General features: G+C 73.8%; 13 protein-coding genes and 2 pseudogenes. 9 read left to right on the forward strand and 6 right to left on the reverse strand.

Annotated features, from left to right (window positions below):
* Positions 1–161: 161 nt before the first annotated feature.
* From ACZ4NT_RS35195 to ACZ4NT_RS35205, 3 genes are all read left to right on the forward strand, one after another.
* Positions 162–713 carry an FHA domain-containing protein gene (locus ACZ4NT_RS35195; RefSeq protein ID WP_121406694.1) on the forward strand — a complete coding sequence of 184 codons (552 nt, stop codon included), beginning with the start codon at positions 162–164 and terminating at the stop codon, positions 711–713.
* A 206-nt stretch (positions 714–919) separates the two neighbouring features.
* On the forward strand, positions 920–2,239 hold the full coding sequence (locus ACZ4NT_RS35200; protein WP_183117109.1) for a M14 family zinc carboxypeptidase: 1,320 nt from the start codon (positions 920–922) through the stop codon (positions 2,237–2,239).
* A complete protein-coding gene (locus ACZ4NT_RS35205) occupies positions 2,236–2,643 on the forward strand; it encodes an SSI family serine proteinase inhibitor (RefSeq protein WP_121406696.1) in 408 nt (135 codons plus the stop codon). Before ACZ4NT_RS35200 ends, ACZ4NT_RS35205 begins: the two co-directional genes overlap by 4 nt.
* Before the next feature lie 135 nt (positions 2,644–2,778).
* On the opposite strand, the gene ACZ4NT_RS35210 is transcribed toward ACZ4NT_RS35205, so the two are convergent.
* Positions 2,779–4,029 (reverse strand): M14 family zinc carboxypeptidase, encoded by a 1,251-nt coding sequence (locus ACZ4NT_RS35210; protein WP_121406697.1) that lies wholly within the window; start codon positions 4,027–4,029, stop codon positions 2,779–2,781.
* A 592-nt stretch (positions 4,030–4,621) separates the two neighbouring features.
* Here ACZ4NT_RS35210 and ACZ4NT_RS35215 point away from each other — a divergent pair.
* A complete protein-coding gene (locus ACZ4NT_RS35215) occupies positions 4,622–5,776 on the forward strand; it encodes a cytochrome P450 family protein (protein ID WP_467729257.1) in 1,155 nt (384 codons plus the stop codon).
* Here the strand turns inward: ACZ4NT_RS35215 and treY are convergent.
* Positions 5,736–8,126: a malto-oligosyltrehalose synthase gene (gene treY, locus ACZ4NT_RS35220; RefSeq protein WP_467729259.1), complete on the reverse strand. Its 2,391-nt coding sequence runs from the start codon at positions 8,124–8,126 to the stop codon at positions 5,736–5,738. The genes ACZ4NT_RS35215 and treY overlap by 41 nt on opposite strands.
* Before the next feature lie 216 nt (positions 8,127–8,342).
* Positions 8,343–10,451: a glycogen debranching protein GlgX gene (gene glgX, locus ACZ4NT_RS35225; protein WP_121406699.1), complete on the reverse strand. Its 2,109-nt coding sequence runs from the start codon at positions 10,449–10,451 to the stop codon at positions 8,343–8,345.
* A gap of 181 nt (positions 10,452–10,632) precedes the next feature.
* Between glgX and ACZ4NT_RS35230 the strand changes: the two genes are divergently transcribed.
* The 4 genes from ACZ4NT_RS35230 to ACZ4NT_RS35245 all read left to right on the forward strand — a co-directional run bounded on the left by ACZ4NT_RS35230 (position 10,633) and on the right by ACZ4NT_RS35245 (position 15,139).
* On the forward strand, positions 10,633–11,442 hold the full coding sequence (locus ACZ4NT_RS35230; protein ID WP_121406700.1) for a Tat pathway signal sequence domain protein: 810 nt from the start codon (positions 10,633–10,635) through the stop codon (positions 11,440–11,442).
* Between the two features lie 178 nt (positions 11,443–11,620).
* Positions 11,621–12,937, forward strand: a complete 1,317-nt coding sequence (locus ACZ4NT_RS35235; RefSeq protein WP_121406701.1) for a copper amine oxidase — start codon at positions 11,621–11,623, stop codon at positions 12,935–12,937.
* A gap of 102 nt (positions 12,938–13,039) precedes the next feature.
* Complete coding sequence (locus tag ACZ4NT_RS35240) at positions 13,040–14,278, forward strand: SAV2148 family HEPN domain-containing protein (RefSeq protein WP_121406702.1); 1,239 nt, start codon at positions 13,040–13,042, stop codon at positions 14,276–14,278.
* A gap of 138 nt (positions 14,279–14,416) precedes the next feature.
* Complete coding sequence (locus ACZ4NT_RS35245; RefSeq protein ID WP_467729263.1) at positions 14,417–15,139, forward strand: exonuclease domain-containing protein; 723 nt, start codon at positions 14,417–14,419, stop codon at positions 15,137–15,139.
* A 28-nt stretch (positions 15,140–15,167) separates the two neighbouring features.
* Here the strand turns inward: ACZ4NT_RS35245 and ACZ4NT_RS35250 are convergent, their stop codons facing one another.
* A complete protein-coding gene (locus tag ACZ4NT_RS35250; protein ID WP_121406704.1) occupies positions 15,168–15,671 on the reverse strand; it encodes a YbaK/EbsC family protein in 504 nt (167 codons plus the stop codon).
* A 323-nt stretch (positions 15,672–15,994) separates the two neighbouring features.
* Positions 15,995–16,897, reverse strand: a pseudogene (locus ACZ4NT_RS35255) (DMT family transporter); the annotation flags it as partial.
* 80 nt (positions 16,898–16,977) lie between these two features.
* Here ACZ4NT_RS35255 and ACZ4NT_RS35260 point away from each other — a divergent pair.
* Positions 16,978–17,879, forward strand: a pseudogene (locus ACZ4NT_RS35260) (LysR family transcriptional regulator).
* 78 nt (positions 17,880–17,957) lie between these two features.
* On the opposite strand, the gene ACZ4NT_RS35265 reads toward ACZ4NT_RS35260, so the two are convergent.
* Positions 17,958–18,821, reverse strand: coding sequence for an aminoglycoside phosphotransferase family protein (locus ACZ4NT_RS35265; protein WP_121406706.1), 864 nt, complete (start codon positions 18,819–18,821; stop codon positions 17,958–17,960).
* Positions 18,822–19,222 lie beyond the last annotated feature (401 nt).

Consider the following 19,222-nt stretch of genomic DNA (forward strand, 5'->3'; position numbering starts at 1 on the left):
CCCTCGTCTGCTCAGCGTGACGTCGCCCGTCCATGGTGCGTCACGCGAGATCAATTCGCTTTTGAATCGACCCTTTTGCCGCGCCGGGCGATTCCGCCGGCCGCGGTGGTCCTTTCCCCGTTTTCTGGACACTCCGGCCGCGCTGTCCGACAATCACCACCGTGACGTCGTCTTTCGAGTTCCACACGTACCCCGCGCGGCCCTCGGACGCCGAGCGCGACAGGGCGCTGAAGGTGCTCCGTGACGGCGTCGCCCTCGGGCGCCTCTCGCACGACACCTTCATCCGGCGCATGGAACTGGCGCTGGCCGCCCGGCGCTCCGAGGAACTCGCCGTGCTCACCGCGGATCTGGCCACCGAGGGCCGCTGGTCGCGCCTGGTCTTCGGCACCGTCGAGGCGGTGTCGGGTTTCTCCGTACGGCTGCGCAGGGCCTGGCAGGCCGAGCGCCTCCCCAAGCTCCAGCTGCCCAACCCGGGCGGCGGCTACCCGTTGCGCATCGGCCGGGATCCCGCCAGCGGCCTCCGGCTGAACCACGAGACCGTCTCCCGTGTGCACGCCGAACTGAGCCGCCAGGGCGGGCTGTGGGTGCTGCGCGACCTCGGCTCGACCAACGGCACGACGGTGAACGGACGGCGCGTCATCGGCGCGGCGGTGGTCCGGGACGGCGATCAGGTCGCGTTCGGGCGGATGGCGTTCCGGCTCGCCTCCGAGTGAGGGCGGCCTGCCTCCGGGCCGCCCCGCCCGCCAAGCTCTGGCCTGGGGTTTACCCAGCGAGGTCGGCCAACTTCCTTCTTGCCACGTGGTGTTGACGTACCCCCTGCGCCATGACTGACTGTGCCTACTTCACACACATCAGGTGAACCGCCGGCCCCACTTCTCAGGTGAGGTGCGTCCTGCCGCCAGTGCTCCGCTATCCGACCGTGGACGAGCTGGGCGCCCGCGCGGCCGCACTCGTCGCCCGCCACCCCCGGGACGCCCGGCTGCGCCGCGCGGGGACGTCACGGGCGGGCACCCCGATGTGGCTGCTGTCCGTGGGACACGGCAGCCGCCACACGCTGATCGTCGCCGGACCGCACGCCAACGAGCCGGTGGGCGGGGCGACCGTCCTGCGACTCGCCGAACGGGCCCTGGCCGAACCGCGGTTGGGCAAGGACGCCGACGTCACCTGGAACCTGCTGCTCTGCCTCGACCCCGACGGCGCGCGCCGCAACGAGCCCTGGCTGTCCGGCCCGTACACCCTGGGCCACTACTTCCGGAACTTCTTCCGGCCGGGCTTCCTGGAGCAGCCCGAATGGCTGCCCGAGGGAGCGGCCGCGGCCGCGCTGCCCGAGACCCGCACGCTACTCGCCCTCCAGGACGAGCTGCGGCCCTTCTTCCAGGCCTCGCTGCACGGCGTCGACGTGGGCGGCGGCTTCGTCGAACTCACCCGCGACCTGCCGGGCCTCGCCCAGCGCGTCGCGCACACCGCCGCCCGGCTCGGCATCCCGCGCGAACTGGGTCCCTACGACACCCTGTACTGGCCGACCCTGGGCCCCGCCGTCTATCGCATCCCGCCCCCGCGCAGGGGCGACCTGGCCGCCGCCATCACCGAGGCCGCCGTGGAGTCCACCTGGTTCCACCCGCACCCCCACGGCACGGTGACGGCCGTCGTGGAGGCGCCGATGTGGGGCGTGACCGCCGTGGAGAGCTCCCTCCGGCCCCCGGACGCGGACGCCGTCCTCAGGACGGTGAGCCGGTCGCTGCGCCGCGACACCGAACTCCTCGGGGGGATACGGGCGTCGATCCGGCCCTCGGCGGACGCCGTCCCGGACGCGGCCCGCCTCCTCGCGCCGGTCGACGACTATTTACTGGTCGGCCCCGGACTCGCCGACTCCTGGGACCCCGACGTCGACGACGGGGGCGGACGCCCGCTGCCGCCGCTGGACACCGCGCGCCTGACGGCCCTCGCCATCTCGGGGCGGCGGGTCGCGCTGCGCACGGCGGGCCTGTTGCGCCAGTTGGCGGCCGGCGCCGGGGCGAGCGGCGTACTGGCGGAGCTGGACCGGCTCATCGACGAGTGGTGCGCCGACTACCACGACGGATACGGAGCCCGCTGGGTGCCGGTCGCGCGGCAGGTCGAGTTCCAGGCGCGCGTCGTGCTGGCCGCCTTCGAACTGGCGCGACGCCGCGAGGCCGGACGCATGCGTTCGGGTGAGCCCGGGTGGGGATCGCAGGCCGCCGTGCCGATGCACCGGGAATGACGAAAACCAATCGAGCGGTACGGGGCGGTCTGCCGGCGGCGATCGCCCTCCTCGCGCTGTTCCCCGCCCCCGCCCAGGCGGCCCCCCGGCCGGCGGTCCCGGCCGACTGGCTCTACCTGACGGTCACCACCGGCTCCGGCGCCACCCGCGGCACGCTGCTGCTCTGCGACCCGCCCCAGGGGCACCTCCGCGCGGCGCAGGCGTGCGACGAACTGCGGGCCGTCCAGGGGGACATCTCCCGACTGCGGCCCGGCCCCGGCACCGTCTGCCCCATGGTCTACGCACCGGTGACGGTCTCCGCGCGCGGCGAGTGGGCGGGACGCCCGACCGAGTACAGCCGTACCTTCCCCAACGCGTGCGTGATGGCCGCCGAGACGAGGACGGTGTTCGCCCTGTCCGACTGATCGCCTGGCGGACCGACCACCCGTCGACGGGCCGCGACGACGAGCGGGAGCCCGCGGACGCGGGTCGCGGACCGGGCCGGGGCGCCATGCGCGCGTACCCCGCGCAGCTCCGTACGCGCGCGTGCCGCCCTCGCCTCACACCGCCCCGGCGCGGGCGTGGCGGGCCGCCGCGACGACCGTGCGGGCCTGGTGCTCGACCTGGTGCTCCAGGGGTACCCACCGGCCCCGGAAGTGCGCGGCGAAGTCCTCGCTCCAGCGTGCGACCAGGCGTTCCAGGCGGGGGACCGCGCGGTCGTCGGCCTCCCGCAGGACACGCAGCAGCATCGCCGCGGCCCGCAGCGGCAGCCGGCGGCCGAACGCGTCGACACTGCCGACGTACGCCGCCGTGGTGTCCGCCGGCGGGTCCTCGGCCCAGTCGCAGGCCAGCCCCGGGGCCAGTTCCAGCGCCCACCGGGCGGCCCGGAGCAGCGGACCGCCGGGGCCCGGCAGCCGCGGCAGGGCCTCCGCCAGGATCCGCTCCACCTGCGCCGCGTCCCGCGCCAGCCGCCGTGCGAGATGCCGCAGTGCCGCCGCCGGCGCGGGATGCGGCGCCGGATCGTCCACCAGGTCGCTGGCCCACATCGGCACCTCGACGACGGCCGTCAGACCGCCGTACCGGTGCGCGCGGTACCAGGTGCTGTGCCGTGCGTCGTCCGGCATGCTCGGGTACGCCGTGTGCGAGCCGGGCGGCGGCATCACATGGACCCCGGGTCCCGAGGCCGGCCAGCCGGCGGCGTCCGAGGCTCCCGTCTCCACCGGGATGTGCAGCTCCGCCGCGGACTTGGCGAACGGCTCGGCGAGACCGGGCACGTCCTTGGTCAACTGCACCCAGCTGCCGCCCAGATCGGTGCCGTGCAACGTCGCCTGGAGGTAGGGGCGCAGCTCGTCGATGACCCGCAGGAGCGTCCGCGTCTCGGGCGGCAACCGGTCCGGCGGCAGCACCGACGGGGACCACTCGGGCTGCTCGGGCCCGGCGGGCCGGAAGAACCCGAGGTGGTAGTCGAGCAGGGTGCGCGGGGCCGGGGCCACATGCAGGCTCGCGCCGTCCGGGTCCGCGCAGAGCAGGAAGTGCCAGGAGGTGTCGGCCCGCAACTCCCGCTCCGCCAGCACGCGTTCGGCGAGCGCCAGCACGGTCGAGCCGCCCGTCTGCTCGTTGGCGTGCGCCCCCGCCACGACGAGCACCGCCCGCGCGGCGTGGCCCACGGACAGCAGGTGCAGGGCCCGGCCCGCGCGCGAGACGCCGACCTGCCTGAGTGTGCACAGCCCCGGCCGGTGGCCTGCCAGCGCCCGTGCGGACGAGAAGAGTTCGGACACACTGAGGTAGCGCAGCTCCGGCAGTGGACTCACCCCCGACGTGTCCGCCCGGCACTCGCAATCCGCAGTACTCCACGTACTCGGTGAAGTGTCAAGGAAATCCCGGGGCGGCTCCACGGGGCGCCCGGGGGCATTTACCGTCAGCAGGGGGCCCGGGTTGCCGCTACCGCTACTTCACACCGTGCCGAGAACCCCTCCGGACCACCGGCCGGGACCGCAGCCCGGGCCGCCCGGGCGCACGCCCGCGGGCCCGCCGGGCAGCGGGTCGTGCGGCGGCCGCGCCGGACTCGGCCCGCCTGCCGCCCCGGCGCCCCGCCCCGGCCGTGAGCGCCACGGGCGCGGACGGCGCGGGGCCGTCCACCCCTGCGCGCCGTCCAACGGGCCCGGGCCCCGGGAGCGTACGCGGTCACGAGCGGGTCGCCCGCCCGCCGCCACCGGCGTGTGCCGCCCGGGTCCGCGCCCGCCGCGGCCGGGACGGCGGAGCCGGGGTGCCCGCCGGGCCGAGGCGGGCCGAGTTCACCCGGCCGGGCGTACCGGGACTGCGGTCCGGGGGGTCCGGTGGTGCGCTGGGGACCAGCCGCGCGCGGAGTCCACCGCGCGCAGACCCAGAGGCGGGAGACCGGCGGTGCTGTGTCCTCACGGCCTTCCCGGCGGCGCCACGGCCCCCGCCCCGCCGGCCGGTCCGCCGCTCCCGCCGCGGCGACCGGCGCCGCCCAGCCTGGGCGCGCCCGGGACCGCCCGCGACCCCTTCCCGCTCTACCGCGCCCTGCGCGAGGGCTTCCCCCTCGTCTACGACGAGCCCGTCGGGGCCTGGCTGGTCAGCCGGTACGCCGACGTGCGCGCCGCCCTGGCGGACCCGAGGCTCGCCGCGCCGCGGGCGGGTGTGCCGCCGCGGGCGCAGGGTGCGCGGGCCCTGCTGCACTCCGCGCTCCACGACGAGGCGTTCACCGCCGGGATCGAGCGCGTCGCCCATGTGCTGACCTCCCGGCTGGCCCGACGCCGGGAGGCCGATCTGGTCGCGGAGTTCTGCCACTGGCTGCCCGTCGCCGCGGCCGTGGTCGTGCTCGGTCTGCCCCGCGAGGACACCCGCCGCGTCCGGGAGCGGTGCGAGCCGCCCCCGGACCGGCACGGGGAGAGCGGACTGCTGCGGCCCGGCGGGGCGCCCTGGGAGGCGCTGCTGCGTCCGTACGTGGGCCGCCGCCGCACCCACCCGCGCGCCGACCTGCTCTCCGTGCTCTGCACCGCCCGCGTCGACGGCCGACCGCTGCCCGACGAGACCGTGACCGCCCTCGCCGGGGACCTGCTGGACGCGGCCGTGCGGACCGGCCACGCCCTCGCCTCGTGCCTCGCCAACCTGTTGGACCACCCGGGCCAGCTGGAGCTGATCCGCGCGCGTCCCGAGCTGCTGCGGGGAGCCTGGGCGGAGTCCCTGCGCCGGGACCCGCCCCTGCACGTCGTCCCGCTCCGGGCCGCCGAGCCCGTCGGCGTGATCCCCGCCGGCGCGACCGTGGCCTGTCTGCCGGGCGCCGCCGGCCGGGATCCGGCACGCTTCGCCGACCCCGACCGCTACGACGCCTTCCGTGCCGACGCGGGGGAGCTGCCGTACGACCTGTCCGGCGACGCGGGCCCCGGCGCCCGGCTGGCCCGGCGCACCGCGGAGCGCGGCCTCGGCGCCCTGCTGGAGGCTCTCCCGCGGCTGCGCTGGGCGCCGGGTTTCCGGCCCGCCGCGGCGGGCCTCCTCAACCGCTCGCCGCGGACCCTGCTGGTGCGGGTCGACTGACCCGGGACACCCGTTCCAGCAACGCCACCGGCAGCTCGGCGAAGAGCTCCGCCATCTGCGCGTGTCCCGAGAACTCCCGCCCCGGGGAGAGCACATCGGCCCACCGGCCGGGCGGCAGCTCCAGCCGGGTGTCCCGCCAGCCGCCGTCCTCGGCCAGGCGCAGCGACAGCCGCGTGACGGCCGTGACGACCTCCCCGGAGCGCACGAAGGCGAGGCAGTGCGGCGCCGCCCGACCCACGGCGTCGAGGGGTGCGTACGTCGCGCCCTCGCCGAAGACGTCCGGGCGCCGCCGCCGCAGCCGCAGGGCGGCCGTGGTGAGCGCGGCCTTCGCCGAGGGGCGCTCCTGCGGTGCGAACGGACGCCGGTTGTCCGGGTCGACCAGGGCCCGGTACTCGCCCTCCGTGCCCTGGTAGACGTCCGGCACGCCCGGCATGGTCAGCTGGACCAGGGCCGCACCGAGGGCGTTCGCCCGCACGTACGGCTCGACGGTGCCCCGGAAGTCGTGCACGAGCCGGGCCGGGGGCCCGCAGGGGCCTTCCTCGACGAAGGCCGCCACCGCCTCCTCGTACGCGGGGTCCTGCTCGGTCCACGTGGTCCGCAGTCCGGCCTCCCTGATGTGCTTGGTCATCGCTCCCCGGACCCGTTCCGCGTCGGCCGGGCCGAGGCCGAACACGGTCTGCCAGGCGGCCCAGGCCACCTGGGGATCGGGCACCCCGGCCGCGCCGGGGCCGGTCACCTCGTCGAGGACGCGGGCCCACCGTTCGGGGCATTCGGAGAGCACGGTGACCGCCGCGCGCACGTCGGCGCTGCGCTTGGTGTCGTGCGTCGACAGCACGGTTCCCGTGGCGGGCCAGTCGCGCTGCACGCGCGCGCAGTAGGCGTGGAACTCCGCCGGGGACACCGACGGGCTGCCCGGGTTGCCGCCGACCTCGTTCGCCGACAGGAGGGGCACGTACCGGTAGAACGCGGTGTCCTCCATGGACTTGGCGCGCAGCGCGGACGAGGTCTGCGCGAACCGGGCCCGGAACTCCGCGTGCCCCGGCCCCTCACCCGCCCGGCCGAGCACCAGGTCGCGTACGACGTCCACGGCCTGTGCCTCCTCGGGCACCGTGAAGGCCTGCCGGGCCTCGGCCGCCGCCTCCTCGGTGACGACGGAGGCCGCGTCCCCGGAGGCGTACGGCCGGTAGACCTCCATGCGGACGAGGAGTTCGCGCAGGGCGGTGCGCAGCGCCCAGGGGGCGCGGTCGCGGAGTTCCGGCTCGGGGGAGCTCGCGCACAGTCGGCCCGCGGCGCGCGTGAGCCGCTCGACCTCGGTGGCCAGCTCGTGGGTGACGACCTCGTGGGCGGCGCGCCGCACCGTGGCCTCCCAGTGGCCGCCCGCGTCGCTCCCTGGGGCCGCGAAGGCACGGAAGCGGCCCAGGAGTTCCCCGGCGCCCCCGGGGTCCGTGAAGAGGCCGTCCACGTGCCGCAGGGCGTCGTATCCGGTGGTGCCCGCGACGGGCCAGGAGGGCGGCAGCGGTTCGCCGTCGGCCAGGATCTTCTCGACCACCGTCCAGCGCCCGCCGGTCGCCTCGTGCAGCCGGCGCAGGTAGGTGTCCGGGTCCGCGAGACCGTCGGGGTGGTCGATGCGCAGGCCGTCGATCACGCCCTCGCCGAGCAGCCGCAGGATCGTCGCGTGGGTCGCGGTGAAGACCTGCGGGTCCTCCACCCGCACCCCGATGAGCTCCGAGATGCTGAAGAAGCGGCGGTAGTTCAGCTCGGTCCGGGCCAGCCGCCACCAGACCGGCCGGTACCACTGCGCGTCGAGGAGTTGCGGCAGCGGCAGGTCCTCGGTGCCCTCGCGCAGGGGGAACACGTGGTCGTAGTAGCGAAGGACGTCACCGTCGACCTTGAGCCGGTCCTGCTCCGCGCCGAACGGCTGTCCGAGCACCGGGAGCAGCAGCTGGCCGTCCTGGGCCTGCCAGTCGATGTCGAACCAGCGGGCGAAGGGCGAATCCGGGCCTTCCCGCAGCACCTCCCACAGCGGACGGTTGTGCCGCGGTGCCATCGCCATGTGGTTCGGCACGATGTCGACCACCAGCCCCAGGCCGTGCTCCCGCGCGGTGCGGGCCAGCGACCGCAGCCCCTCCTCGCCGCCCAGCTCGGCCCGTACGCGCGCGTGGTCCACCACGTCGTAGCCGTGCAGCGAACCCGGGACCGCCTCCAGGACGGGGGAGAGATGCAGATGGGAGACGCCGAGCGAGGCCACGTACGGCACGGCCGCCTCCGCCGCCCCGAAGGGGAACTCCGGCTGCAGCTGCAGCCGGTACGTGGCCGTGGGTGTCACCGGGTCGGGGCGCTCAGATCTCATGCAGACCTACGTACCCGCCCGGCCGCCCTTCGTGTCATGGACGCGGGCGCAGACACGCGCGCGGGTGGCTGATTTCCGGCGACCGGAGGCGCCGGGAACCCCGGCGAAGGCGTCCGGCCCTCCGGCGGCACGCAGGCCGGAGGGGCACGACGTGCGGCGGGTCGCCGTCCGAAACACCCCGCCACGCGTGCGTGCCCCTCCGTCACCGGCGCCGCGTCAGGCGGGCCGCTGCAGCACCGTCATGCTCCGATCCACCAGGGTCAGGCTGTCACCGGCCTGGACCTTCTGGCCGGATCCCGGTGGCACTCCGTCGGCGCGTGCCGTGTCGACGACCACCTGCCACTGCCGTCCGTGATCGACCGGGATCACGAAGTCCAGCGTCTTCGGCGAGGCGTTGAACATGAGCAGGAACGAGTCGTCGGAGATCCGCTCCCCCCGGGGGCCCGGCTCGGAGATGGCATGACCGTTGAGGAACACGGTCAGCGCCCGCGCATGGGCCGAGTCCCAGTCGCGCTGGGTCATCTCCTTGCCCTCCGGGGTGAACCACGCGATGTCCGACAGGTCGTCGTGCGTGCCCTCCACCGGCCGCCCGTGGAAGAAGCGGCGGCGCCGGAAGACCGGGTGGTCCCGTCGCAGCCACACCATCGCGCGGGTGAAGTCCAGCAGCGGGCTGCCGTCCTCCGGCCACGGCACCCAGGACAGCTCGCTGTCCTGGCAGTAGCCGTTGTTGTTGCCCCCCTGGGTGCGGGCGAACTCGTCCCCGTGGCTGAGCATCGGCACGCCCTGGGAGAGCATCAGGGTCGCGAGGAAGTTGCGCATCTGACGGGCCCGCAGTTCCAGGACGGCCGGGTCGTCGGTCTCGCCTTCGGCGCCGCAGTTCCAGGACCGGTTGTGGCTCTCGCCGTCGCGGTTGTCCTCTCCGTTGGCGTCGTTGTGCTTCTCGTTGTAGGAGACGAGGTCGTGCATGGTGAAGCCGTCGTGACAGGTCACGAAGTTGATGGAGGCCAGGGGACGGCGGCCGTCGTCCTGGTAGAGGTCGCTGGACCCGGTGAGCCGGGAGGCGAACTCCGCCAGCGTGCGCGGCTCGCCCCGCCACATGTCCCGCACGGTGTCGCGGTACTTGCCGTTCCACTCGGTCCACAGCGGCGGGAAGTTGCCCACCTGGTAGCCGCCTTCGCCGACGTCCCACGGCTCGGCGATCAGCTTCACCTGCGAGACCACGGGGTCCTGCTGCACCAGGTCGAAGAACGAGGACAGCCGGTCCACCTCGTGGAACTGCCGGGCGAGGGTCGCCGCGAGGTCGAAGCGGAAGCCGTCGACGTGCATGTCCGTCACCCAGTAGCGCAGCGAGTCCATGATCAGCTGCAGTACGTGCGGGGACCGCATGAGCAGGGAGTTGCCGGTCCCCGTGGTGTCCATGTAGTAGCGCGGATCGTCGGTGAGCCGGTAGTAGGACGGGTTGTCGAGCCCCTTGAAGGACAGGGTGGGGCCCAGGTGGTTCCCCTCGGCCGTGTGGTTGTAGACCACGTCGAGGATGACCTCGATCCCGGCCTCGTGCAGCGCCCGGACGGCGGACTTGAACTCGAGGACCTGCTGTCCGCGGTCGCCCCAGGACGCGTAGGCGTTGTGCGGGGCGAAGAAGCCGATGGTGTTGTAGCCCCAGTAGTTGTTGAGACCCATCTCCACCAGCCGGTGGTCGTTCACGAACTGGTGCACGGGCATGAGTTCGAGAGCCGTGACACCCAGTCCGGTCAGATGTTCGATGATGGCCGGGTGGGCCAGCGCCGCGTAGGTACCGCGCAGTTCGTCGGGCAGCGCCGGGTGTTTCATCGTGAGGCCCTTCACGTGGGCCTCGTAGAGCACCGTGTGGTGGTACTCCGTGCGGGGACGCCGGTCGTCCCCCCAGTCGAAGTAGGGGTTCACCACGACGGACGCCATGGTGTGCGGCGCCGAGTCGAGATCGTTCCTCTTGTCGGGCGCCCCGAAGTGATAGCCGTACACCTCCTCGCCCCACTTGATGTCGCCGCTGATCGCCTTCGCGTACGGGTCGAGCAGCAGCTTCGCGGAGTTGCAGCGGAGTCCGCGCCCCGGCGCGTACGGGCCGTGCACGCGGAATCCGTAGCGCTGCCCCGGCATGATGCCGGGCAGATACGCGTGCCGTACGAACGCGTCGGTCTCCCGCAGCTCCACCGCTGTCTCCGAGCCGTCGTCGTGCAGCAGACACAGCTCGATCCGGTCGGCGGCCTCCGAGAAGACCGCGAAATTGGTGCCGGCGCCGTCGTACGTCGCGCCGAGTGGATACGCCTCTCCAGGCCAGACCTGCATGGATACGACTCTCCCAGTAGTGCTGCGCCGCTGGGGGCGACTCCGGGCCGAGTCTCCCCGAAAGTGATGGAACCTCCTAGGACTTACGTCCCTCTTACAGGGTGACCAGGGCATACGCACTTATGCCCAACCAGTGGGGCTCAAAGGACTCCTAGTGACACTCAGGGAGTAGGGGGAGATTGTGCGCAGGACAGTGCACCGCCATCTGGGAAAGATGGTGGCAGGTGCGGCCATCGCGGTGGCCGGAACGGCGGCGATGGTCGCCGTCACGCTGCCGGGGTCGGCGGGGGCCGACGACTCGGACGGCACCGGAGGGGGAGGCGCGTCCTCCCGGCAGGCCGGGCAGACGGCGCAGGGGGCGGCACAGCCCGGCGTCGTCGAGCGGGCACCGGCGGAGGGTGACAAGGGCACGGGGCGCGACCCGCTCACCGACGACGAGATGCGGCGCGTCGAACGCATCGCGCTCAACCGGCAGCTGCTGGCCTCCAGCGAGAACGTCGAGGGCGAGCGCGGCCCGCAGCGCATCGGCGTCGGCCTCACCGAACCCGAGGCCGACGAGCTGGACGACGCGAGCGTCCCGCGCCGCGCCGACGTGACGTACTACGACTACAAGGACGACACGCTCGTCACCAGGACCGTCAATCTCGACACCGGCAAGGTAGAGCAGACGGGCACGCAGCACGGCGTCCAGCCGCCGATCAGCCGCGCCGAGATGACCGAGGCGGCCCAGCTCCTGATCGCCGATCCGCTCGGCGCGGGACTGAAGGCCGACTACCGGGACGCCACCGGCAAGGACCTCACCTCGCCCGACCAGCTGCTGCTCAACAGCATGGTCTACCGGGCGAGTCCGGGGGCCGGGCCGGCCGTGCTCGCCGACTGCGGCGACCACCGCTGTGTGCGGCTCTTCCCGAAGGTCAGGAACGGCCCGTGGATCGACAGCCGTTCCCTGGTGATCGACCTGAGCGCCCGCAAGGTCGGCAAGCTCGGCTGAGCGCCGCGGCGGCCGACCACCGCCGCGCGTCGCTCGGGGGACCGGCGGCCGACCACCGCCCTGTCGCCCACGGGCCGGGGGCCCGACCGCCCTCCGGCCGCACGCCGAGGCGACCACCGCGGTCGCGTCCGTGCTTCGTGCCCTTCTTTCCTGCTCATCGCAAGGGAGTCACTTCTTCATGCGCGTCAACAGAATCAGCCGTGCCCGCAGCCGGGCGGCGGTGGGCCTCACGGCGGCCGCGCTCGCCGTCGGTGTGACGACGGCCGGGGGGCCGGCCGTCGCCCAGCCCAAGGCCGCCCCGGCGGCGGCCGACTGCAGCGAGGCGTACCGGATCGAACAGCAGCTCGCCACCGGCACCACCTGGCGGATGTGCTGGCACTACGAGAGCGAGGCCGGACTGGTCCTGGAGAACATCTCCTACCAGCCCAAGGGCGAGGCCCAGCCGATCAAGGTCCTCACCAGCGCCAAGCTCGCCCAGATCCATGTGCCCTACGACGACGGCCAGGCCGAGTACAGCGACCTCACGGGCGCCGGCTTCGGCCAGGGCCTGATGAACATGGCGCCGGGCGAGTGTCCCGGCGGCACCATCAAGACCGTCAAGGTCCCGGAGGCATGGGACCCGGAGCACGCCGACGTCAAGGGCCTGTGCGCCACGACCCGTTCGCGGGGGCACGCCTACCGCATGCAGGGCGACACCGCGAACAAGGTCTGGCAGACCCAGGGCAAGGACCTGCTCGTCTACACCGTGAACCAGGTCGGCTGGTACGAGTACATCACCGAGTGGCGGTTCCAGGACGACGGCACCCTCCACATGAACGTGGGCGCCACCGGCAGCCTCTCTCCCGGGGACTACGACGCCGGTGACGGGCGCGGCTGGCCGCTCGGCAAGAACGCCACCTCGTACGCCACCAGCCACAGCCACAACGTCTTCTGGCGGCTCAACTTCGGCCTGGACGGCTCTCCCAAGAGCAAGGTCGAGCAGTACGACTCCGTGGTCAGCCCGCCCGCTCGTGGCGGCCAGGGACCGACCAACAAGACGACCCGCACCAAGGTCACCAAGGAACTCGCGGGCAACGCCAAGAACATGCGCTGGTGGCGCGTGGTGAGCAACTCCGGGAAGAACAAGGACAATCACGCGCGGTCCTACGAGATCGTCCCGGGCGCCTCCACCAAGTACCCCGGACGTCCGTACACCAAGAGCGACATCTACTTCACCGAGTACAAGAAGTGCGAGCAGTTCGCCAGCGACAACCTGCGCAACTGCGGTACCGGCGGCGGCAAGTCCGTCGACAAGTGGGTCAACGGGCAGACGCTCACCCACCCCGTCGTATGGATGAACGTGGGCTTCCACCACATCGCGCGGGACGAGGACCAGCAGCCCATGCCGGTGCACTGGCAGGGCTTCTCCATAGCCCCGCGCGACGTCACCGCTATGAATCCGCTCACGCCGGCGGACCTCGCCGACCAGAACGGGCGTCCGCGAGACGGCAGTTGAGAAGCGACCTGTCCATCGGGCTGCACCGCCGACCGCTCCCGGAGTACCCTTCCTTGATCGTTGACAAGGGGAGAGCTCGGGGGAGCGGAAGGCGGTGCACGGGTGGGCTCGGGAGGGCTGGAGCTGCCTCCTGGTGACGAGGGTCACGAGGGGAACTCCACAGAGGTCCCGCCCGGCGCGGTGTCCCTGGCACGGCCGATGGAGATGGGCTCCATCGGCCCGGAACTGGACTGGGGCGCCGACGCCTGGCGCGAGGTGCGTACGCGCGCCCAGCGGGCCGGCCGGGCCTACATATGGCTGAATCTGGTCGAGCAGCGGCTGCGCGCGGTCGTGGCCGCTGTCCTGCGTCCCATCTACGAACCCGTCCACGGCGACGACTGGGTGGTCGCGGCGGCCGGCCCGGCCGGCCAGGAGTGGGTGCAGCGCGCTGTCGCCGTACGCGAAGTCAGCCGCCGCAAGGGGTACTTGCTCGACCCGGCCGACGACAACGTGCTCAGCTTCCTGACGCTTCCGCAGCTGCGCGAGCTGATGGTGCAGCACTGGCCGTGCTTCGAGCCGTACTTCGACGAGCGCCGGGACGTCGAACTCGCCCTGGACGAGCTGGAAGTCACCCGGAACGTGGTCTCGCGCAACCGGGCCCTGTCCGAGGCCGTGCTGGCCCAGGCCGAGCGTGCCTCGGCCCGGCTCCTGGAGATACTCGGCGCGGGCAGTGACGTGCCGTCGGCGCGCCGGCTCCCGGTCGACGCCGTTGAGAACCTGGTGGGCGACCGGTACGCGGACGTGGTCGGCGTGCACTCGGACCGGGTCCGGCTGCTGCGGCAGTTCCCGGCCGAGGACCTCTTCGGCGGCGCCCGCCGACTGGACGCCATCGGCATCGGCCTGAACCTGCTGGTGCAGAACTTCTCCGGCCGGCGCCTGGTGCGGCTCGCCGAGTCGGGCTGCCGGGTGCGGCTGCTGTTCCTGAACCCCGCGTCCAGCGCGGTGAAGCGCCGGGAACGCGAACTCGGCATCAAGCGGGGCGAGCTGAGCCGCTCCGTGGAGACGAACATCCTGCACATGCGCCGGGTCAGGTCCCGGCTGCGGGATCCGGGCGCCTTCGAGATCCAGGTCTTCGACGAGACCCCGCGCTTCACCGCGTACCTCGTCGACGGGGACGGCTCGGACGGCGTCGCCGTGGTGCAGTCGTATCTGCGCCGGACGCGGGGCATGGAGGCTCCGGTCCTGGTGCTCCGCGGCGGAGGACGCGTGGTCAAACCGGACGACACCGCCGAAGAGGGTCTTTTCCCCACGTACCGTGAGGAGTTCGAGGTCGCCTGGTCGGACTCGCGGCCGGTGTCCTGAAGCGCGCCGGACTCCGCTCCCGTGGACGGTTCACGGGCCCGGACCCCGGGCAAGCGGAATGCGGTCCTCGCGTTGTCAGTGGCCCATGCGATCGTGGGGACCACTGGGGGAAAGCACCACGAAGAAGGGGGGCCGCCCATGGGCTGGCACCGGGAGCTGCTGATCGGCTTCGACCTGGAGACGACCGGGACGGACCCGCGCGAGGCGCGCATCGTCACCGGCGCGGTGATCGAGGTCCGGGGCGGAGAGCCGGTCGGGCGCCGAGAGTGGCTGGCCGATCCGGGCGTCGAGATCCCGGCCGACGCGGTGGCGGTCCACGGCATCAGCAATGAACGGGCGGCGGCCGAGGGCCGGCCGGCCGACCAGGTCGCCGACGCCATCGCGTCCGTCCTCGTCGGCTACTGGCAGACGGGCGTGCCCGTCGTCGCGTACAACGCCACCTTCGATCTGACACTGCTCTCCGCCGAGCTGCGGCGGTACGGCCTGCCGTCCCTGCGCGACCGGCTGGGCGGCACCGACCCCGCCCCGGTCATCGATCCGTACACCATCGACCGCTCCGTGGACCGCTACCGCCGCGGCAAGCGGAATCTGGAGGCGGTCTGCACGGAGTACGGGGTCGCGCTCGACGCCGCGCACGACGCGCTGGCGGACGCGCTCGCCGCGGCCCGCCTCGCCGCCGCGATAGCCGGCCGCCACCCGAAGGTCGCATCCCTCGGCCCGGCGGAGCTGCACCGCCGGCAGATCGAGTGGTACGCCGAGTGGGCGGCGGACTTCCAGAGCTTCCTGCGGCGCAAGGGCGACGCGGCGGCCGTGGTGGACGGCACGTGGCCGCTGCGGCACCTCGCGGACGAGCGGGTCTGACGCCCCGCCCGGTCCGGGTGCCGGACCGTCACGCGGGGGCGGGGCTCGCGATGGGTTCCACCCGGGGTGCGGCGAGCCGCGCGTAGTCGGCGCCGGAGAGCACCAGGGAGCGGTCCAGCCGGGCGGCGTTGAAGTAGAGCCGCGGCTGGGCGACCACGGCGGGGTCGGCGACAAGTTCGAGCTCGGGGTCGAAGCTGAAGGGGAGCACCGTGCCGGGCACGGCACGGGCCAGTCGCTCCGCGGTCGCCGCGTCGCTGAATCCGGCATAGCGGGCGCCGTAGAGCGTCCGGACGGCGTCCAGGTCCACCCGCCGGTCACCGGGGACGACCGCGAGGACGTGCCGTGTGGTCCGCCGGTCGGTCCTGACCCGCAGCACGAGGCACTTGGCCGCCTCGGAGACCGGGTGCCCGCGCAGTTCGCTGACGGCCTCCGTGGCGCCCTCGGGGGCATGGTCGATGAGCCGGTAGCCGACGGCGGAGGTGTCGAGGAGGCCGATCAGGCGCTGGTAGGTGTCGGGGCCGGTGCCGTGCATGAGGTGTCCTCTTCGGTGAGCTGCGGGTGCTGGATGCTGTCGCCGTACGGGCCGGGACCGTGCCGGTCCCCGCCGCGCGTGCCGTGGTCGTGGGGTCCGTCGCGGTGCGGGCCGAAGCCGTGCCGGTCACGGCCGAGCGTGCCCTGGTCGTGCCGCCGGTCGTCGCCGCGCGTGCCCTGGTCGTGGGGTCCGTCGCCGTGCGGGCCGAGGGCGTCCCGGTCGCCGCCGTGCGGGCCGCTGCCGGGCGTGCCGTCCCGGGCGTACTGCTCCGTCCGCTTCTCCGGGGGCAGGGAGCCGCGCCCGGCGGGATGCGCCCCGGTGGTGTCCCGGACGGGCAGCGGGTGCCGGGCGCGGTGGGCGCGCTCCACGGCCTGACCCCAGTACGTCCCCGCGACCATCAGGGCCGCGCCGAGCCCCGTCAACGCGGTGAAGTGCTCGCCGGCGAGGCCGACACCGACCGCGGCGGCCCAGATCGGCTCGGTGCCGAGCAGCAGGCTGGCCCGGCTCGCCGAGGTGCGCTGCACGGCCCAGGTCTGTGCCAGGAAGGCGAACACACTGCAGAACAGGGCGAGATACAGCAGCTGCGCCCAGCCCCCGGCACCGACCCGGGCCAGCTCGGGCAGACCGCTCGCGGCGGGCACCAGGAACAGCCCCGTCCCCACGAGGGTCTGCACGGTCGTCAGCCGCAGCGGGCGGATCGCGCGGTGCGCGGTGAGCCGTCCGACGAGTGCGACGTGCACCGCCCGCACCAGTGCCGCGGCGAGCATGAGCAGGTCGCCCAGCCGCGGGGCGTGGAAGCCGTTGCCCGACATCAGCAGGCCGACGGCCAGCAGGCACAGCCCGGCGGCGGCGTAGAAGGGCAGGGGCAGTCCGCCCCGGTGGCCGGTGCGGTCCAGGAGCGGGGTGAGCACGATGGTGAGGCTGATGATCAGCCCGGCGTTGGCGGCGCTCGTGTGCGCGACGCCGTACGTCTCCACGACCAGGACGGCGGCCTGGGTAACTCCGAGCGGCACACCGACACGGATCTCGTCGCGGGTCCACCCTCCGGCCGCCCGCCGTCCGGTGGCGACCAGGCCGAGACAGGCGAGCGCGGAGAGCGCGTACCTGACGAAGAGCACCACGAGCACGGGCAGGACGGCGGTGGCCGTCTGGGCCGAGAGATAACTGGAGCCCCAGACGAGGGCGACCAGGAGAAGTACCCCATCGGTACGGCGGGAATCAGGCACCCGCCCACCCTGCCCGGCCGGGTCACTGAAGCCCAGGGCCAACTTCTTAAACGATCCTTTAGTTTCCCTACACTGAGGCCATGGACGAACGGCAGCTGCGGATCCTGCGGGAGCTCGGCGAACTGGGCAGTGTGACCGCGGTGCCGAGGCCCTGCTGGTGACACCGTCGGCGATCTCCCAGCAACTGCGGCTGCTGCAGCGGGCGATCCCCGTTCCGCTCACCGAGCGCCAGGGGCGCAGGCTGGTGCTGACGGACGCGGGCCAGGCCCTGGCGGGGGCGGCGATCGAGGTGGAGACCGCCCTGGAACGGGCCCGGCACACCGTCGACGAGTTCGTCGGCCGGCCGGACGGCGAGGTGTCGCTCGCGGCCTTCCACAGCGCCGCGTCGGCGTTCTTCCCGCTGCTGCTCCGCGGGCTCGCCGCGCCCGGCGGCCCCCGGCTCTCGCTCGCCGACGAGGACGTCCCGCAGGACGACTTCCCGCCGCTGACCCGGGAGTACGACCTCGTGCTCGCCCATCGGCTCGAACACGCACCCCAGTGGCCGCGCACGGTGACGGCCACCACCCTGCTGCGCGAACCGCTCGACGTCGCCATGCCGGTCGACCACCCGCTGGCCGCCCGGCGGCGGCTCGCGCCGCGCGATGTCGCCGACCAGCCCTGGATCACCGTGCACGACGGGTTCCCGGTCATGGCGACCATCGAGGCGATCGCGACGGCGGCGGGCCGCCGCCTCCAGCCCACCCATCGCATCAACGAGTTCGCCGTGGTGGCCGAGGTCGTCGCCGCGGGCGGCGGACTCGCCCTGATGCCGCGCTGGACCACGCGTCCGCACCCCGCGCTGGTGCTCAAGCCGCTCAGCGGTGTGCGGGCCCGGCGGCACATCGACGTGCTGCACCGCCCGGAACGGACGGCGCGCAGGGCCGTCCGGCGCGTCCTGGCCGAGTTGGAGCGGGCCGCCGGGACGATCCGGGGCCGGGGCTGAGCCTCCGGCCGGCGCAGGCCCGGCCCCGCCCCGGGCTCAGCCGGGTTGTCGGCGCACGGACCCGCCGCCGCGCCGGGTTCAGAAGGGGTACCAGCGCACGGAGTCGTCGCCGTCCCGCAGGGACGCCACCCGGCGCTCGAACTCGGCGAGCGCCTTCGGATTGGCCGGCGCGTGCTGGGCGACCCACGCGCAGCTGGCCGTCTCCCGGGCGCCGCGCAGCACACCGCAGCCCTCCCACGTACGCACGTCCCAGTCGTAGGCCCGGGTGAAGGAGTCGTAGGCCTCGGCGGGGAGCCCGTAGCGGTCGCGGGAGAGCGCCATCACCACGAGGTCGTGCTCGCGCAGGTCGACGGAGAAGGTCTCCAGGTCGACGAGTACCGGGCCGTCGGGGCCGACGTGGACGTTGCGCGGAAGGGCGTCGCCGTGGATCGGGCCCGGCGGCAGATGCGGGGTCAGCGCGGCGGCGGCCCGCGCGAAGCCGTCGCGGCGCTCCCGCAGGTACGCGGCATCCGCCGGGTCGATCGCGTCGCCGGCCAGCCGCAGCCAGCGCTCCACCCCGCCGAGCAGCTCGCGGGGCGGCAGGGCGAAGGGCGGGGCGGGCAGCGCGTGCACCCGGCGCAGCAGCCCGGCCAGATCCGCGGGCTGCGCGGGGCGCACGGGATCGGGCAGCCGGTGCCACACCGTCACCGGGCAACCGTCCACCAGCAGGGCCTCGGAGCGGGCGGCCCGCACCGCCGGGACGTCCGCCTCGGCGAGCCAGGCGGCGACGGCCAGCTCCCGGCGGGCACGGTCGAGGAGCTCGGCGTCCCGGCCGACCTTGACCACCAGGTCACCCGCGGCGAACACCGCGTTCTCGCCCAGGGCGATGAGCCGTGCGTCCGCCACCGCGCCGGGCAGCACCTCCGCCGCGGCCAGCACGTCCCGTGCCCGCGCCTCGTCCATCCTTCGCCTCCGTGTCCTCACGTGCCGCGGTGTCCCGGTCACGCTGTTCCCGGCTGCGCCGCCGCGCGTCCCCGTACGGCGCCGAGTTCCGGCCATCCGTCCGTCAGTGTCGCATTCGCACTGGTCGGAGCGGCCACACGGGGCCAGGGGGAGCCGGTCGGAACACCCCGGGTCCGAGCCGCCCGGCACGGCACCTCGCCGCGTCGTCGCCTCACCCGCGTACGCCCGGTACGCGGGTCGTGCTCCGCCTTGCGATGCACCGCACCAGGCGCCGCCTGATTCGAGGTGATCCGAACGACCCTTCTCAGTGAGCGTTTGATTTTGGGTTGTCCGTTTCATTTGGCTTAGTTGTCACGCCAGTTGGGGGTGGCTTCGTGGGCGAGGCGGCGGGTCATGAGGTT

It is taken from the genome of Streptomyces sp. NPDC026417, from assembly GCF_055567695.1.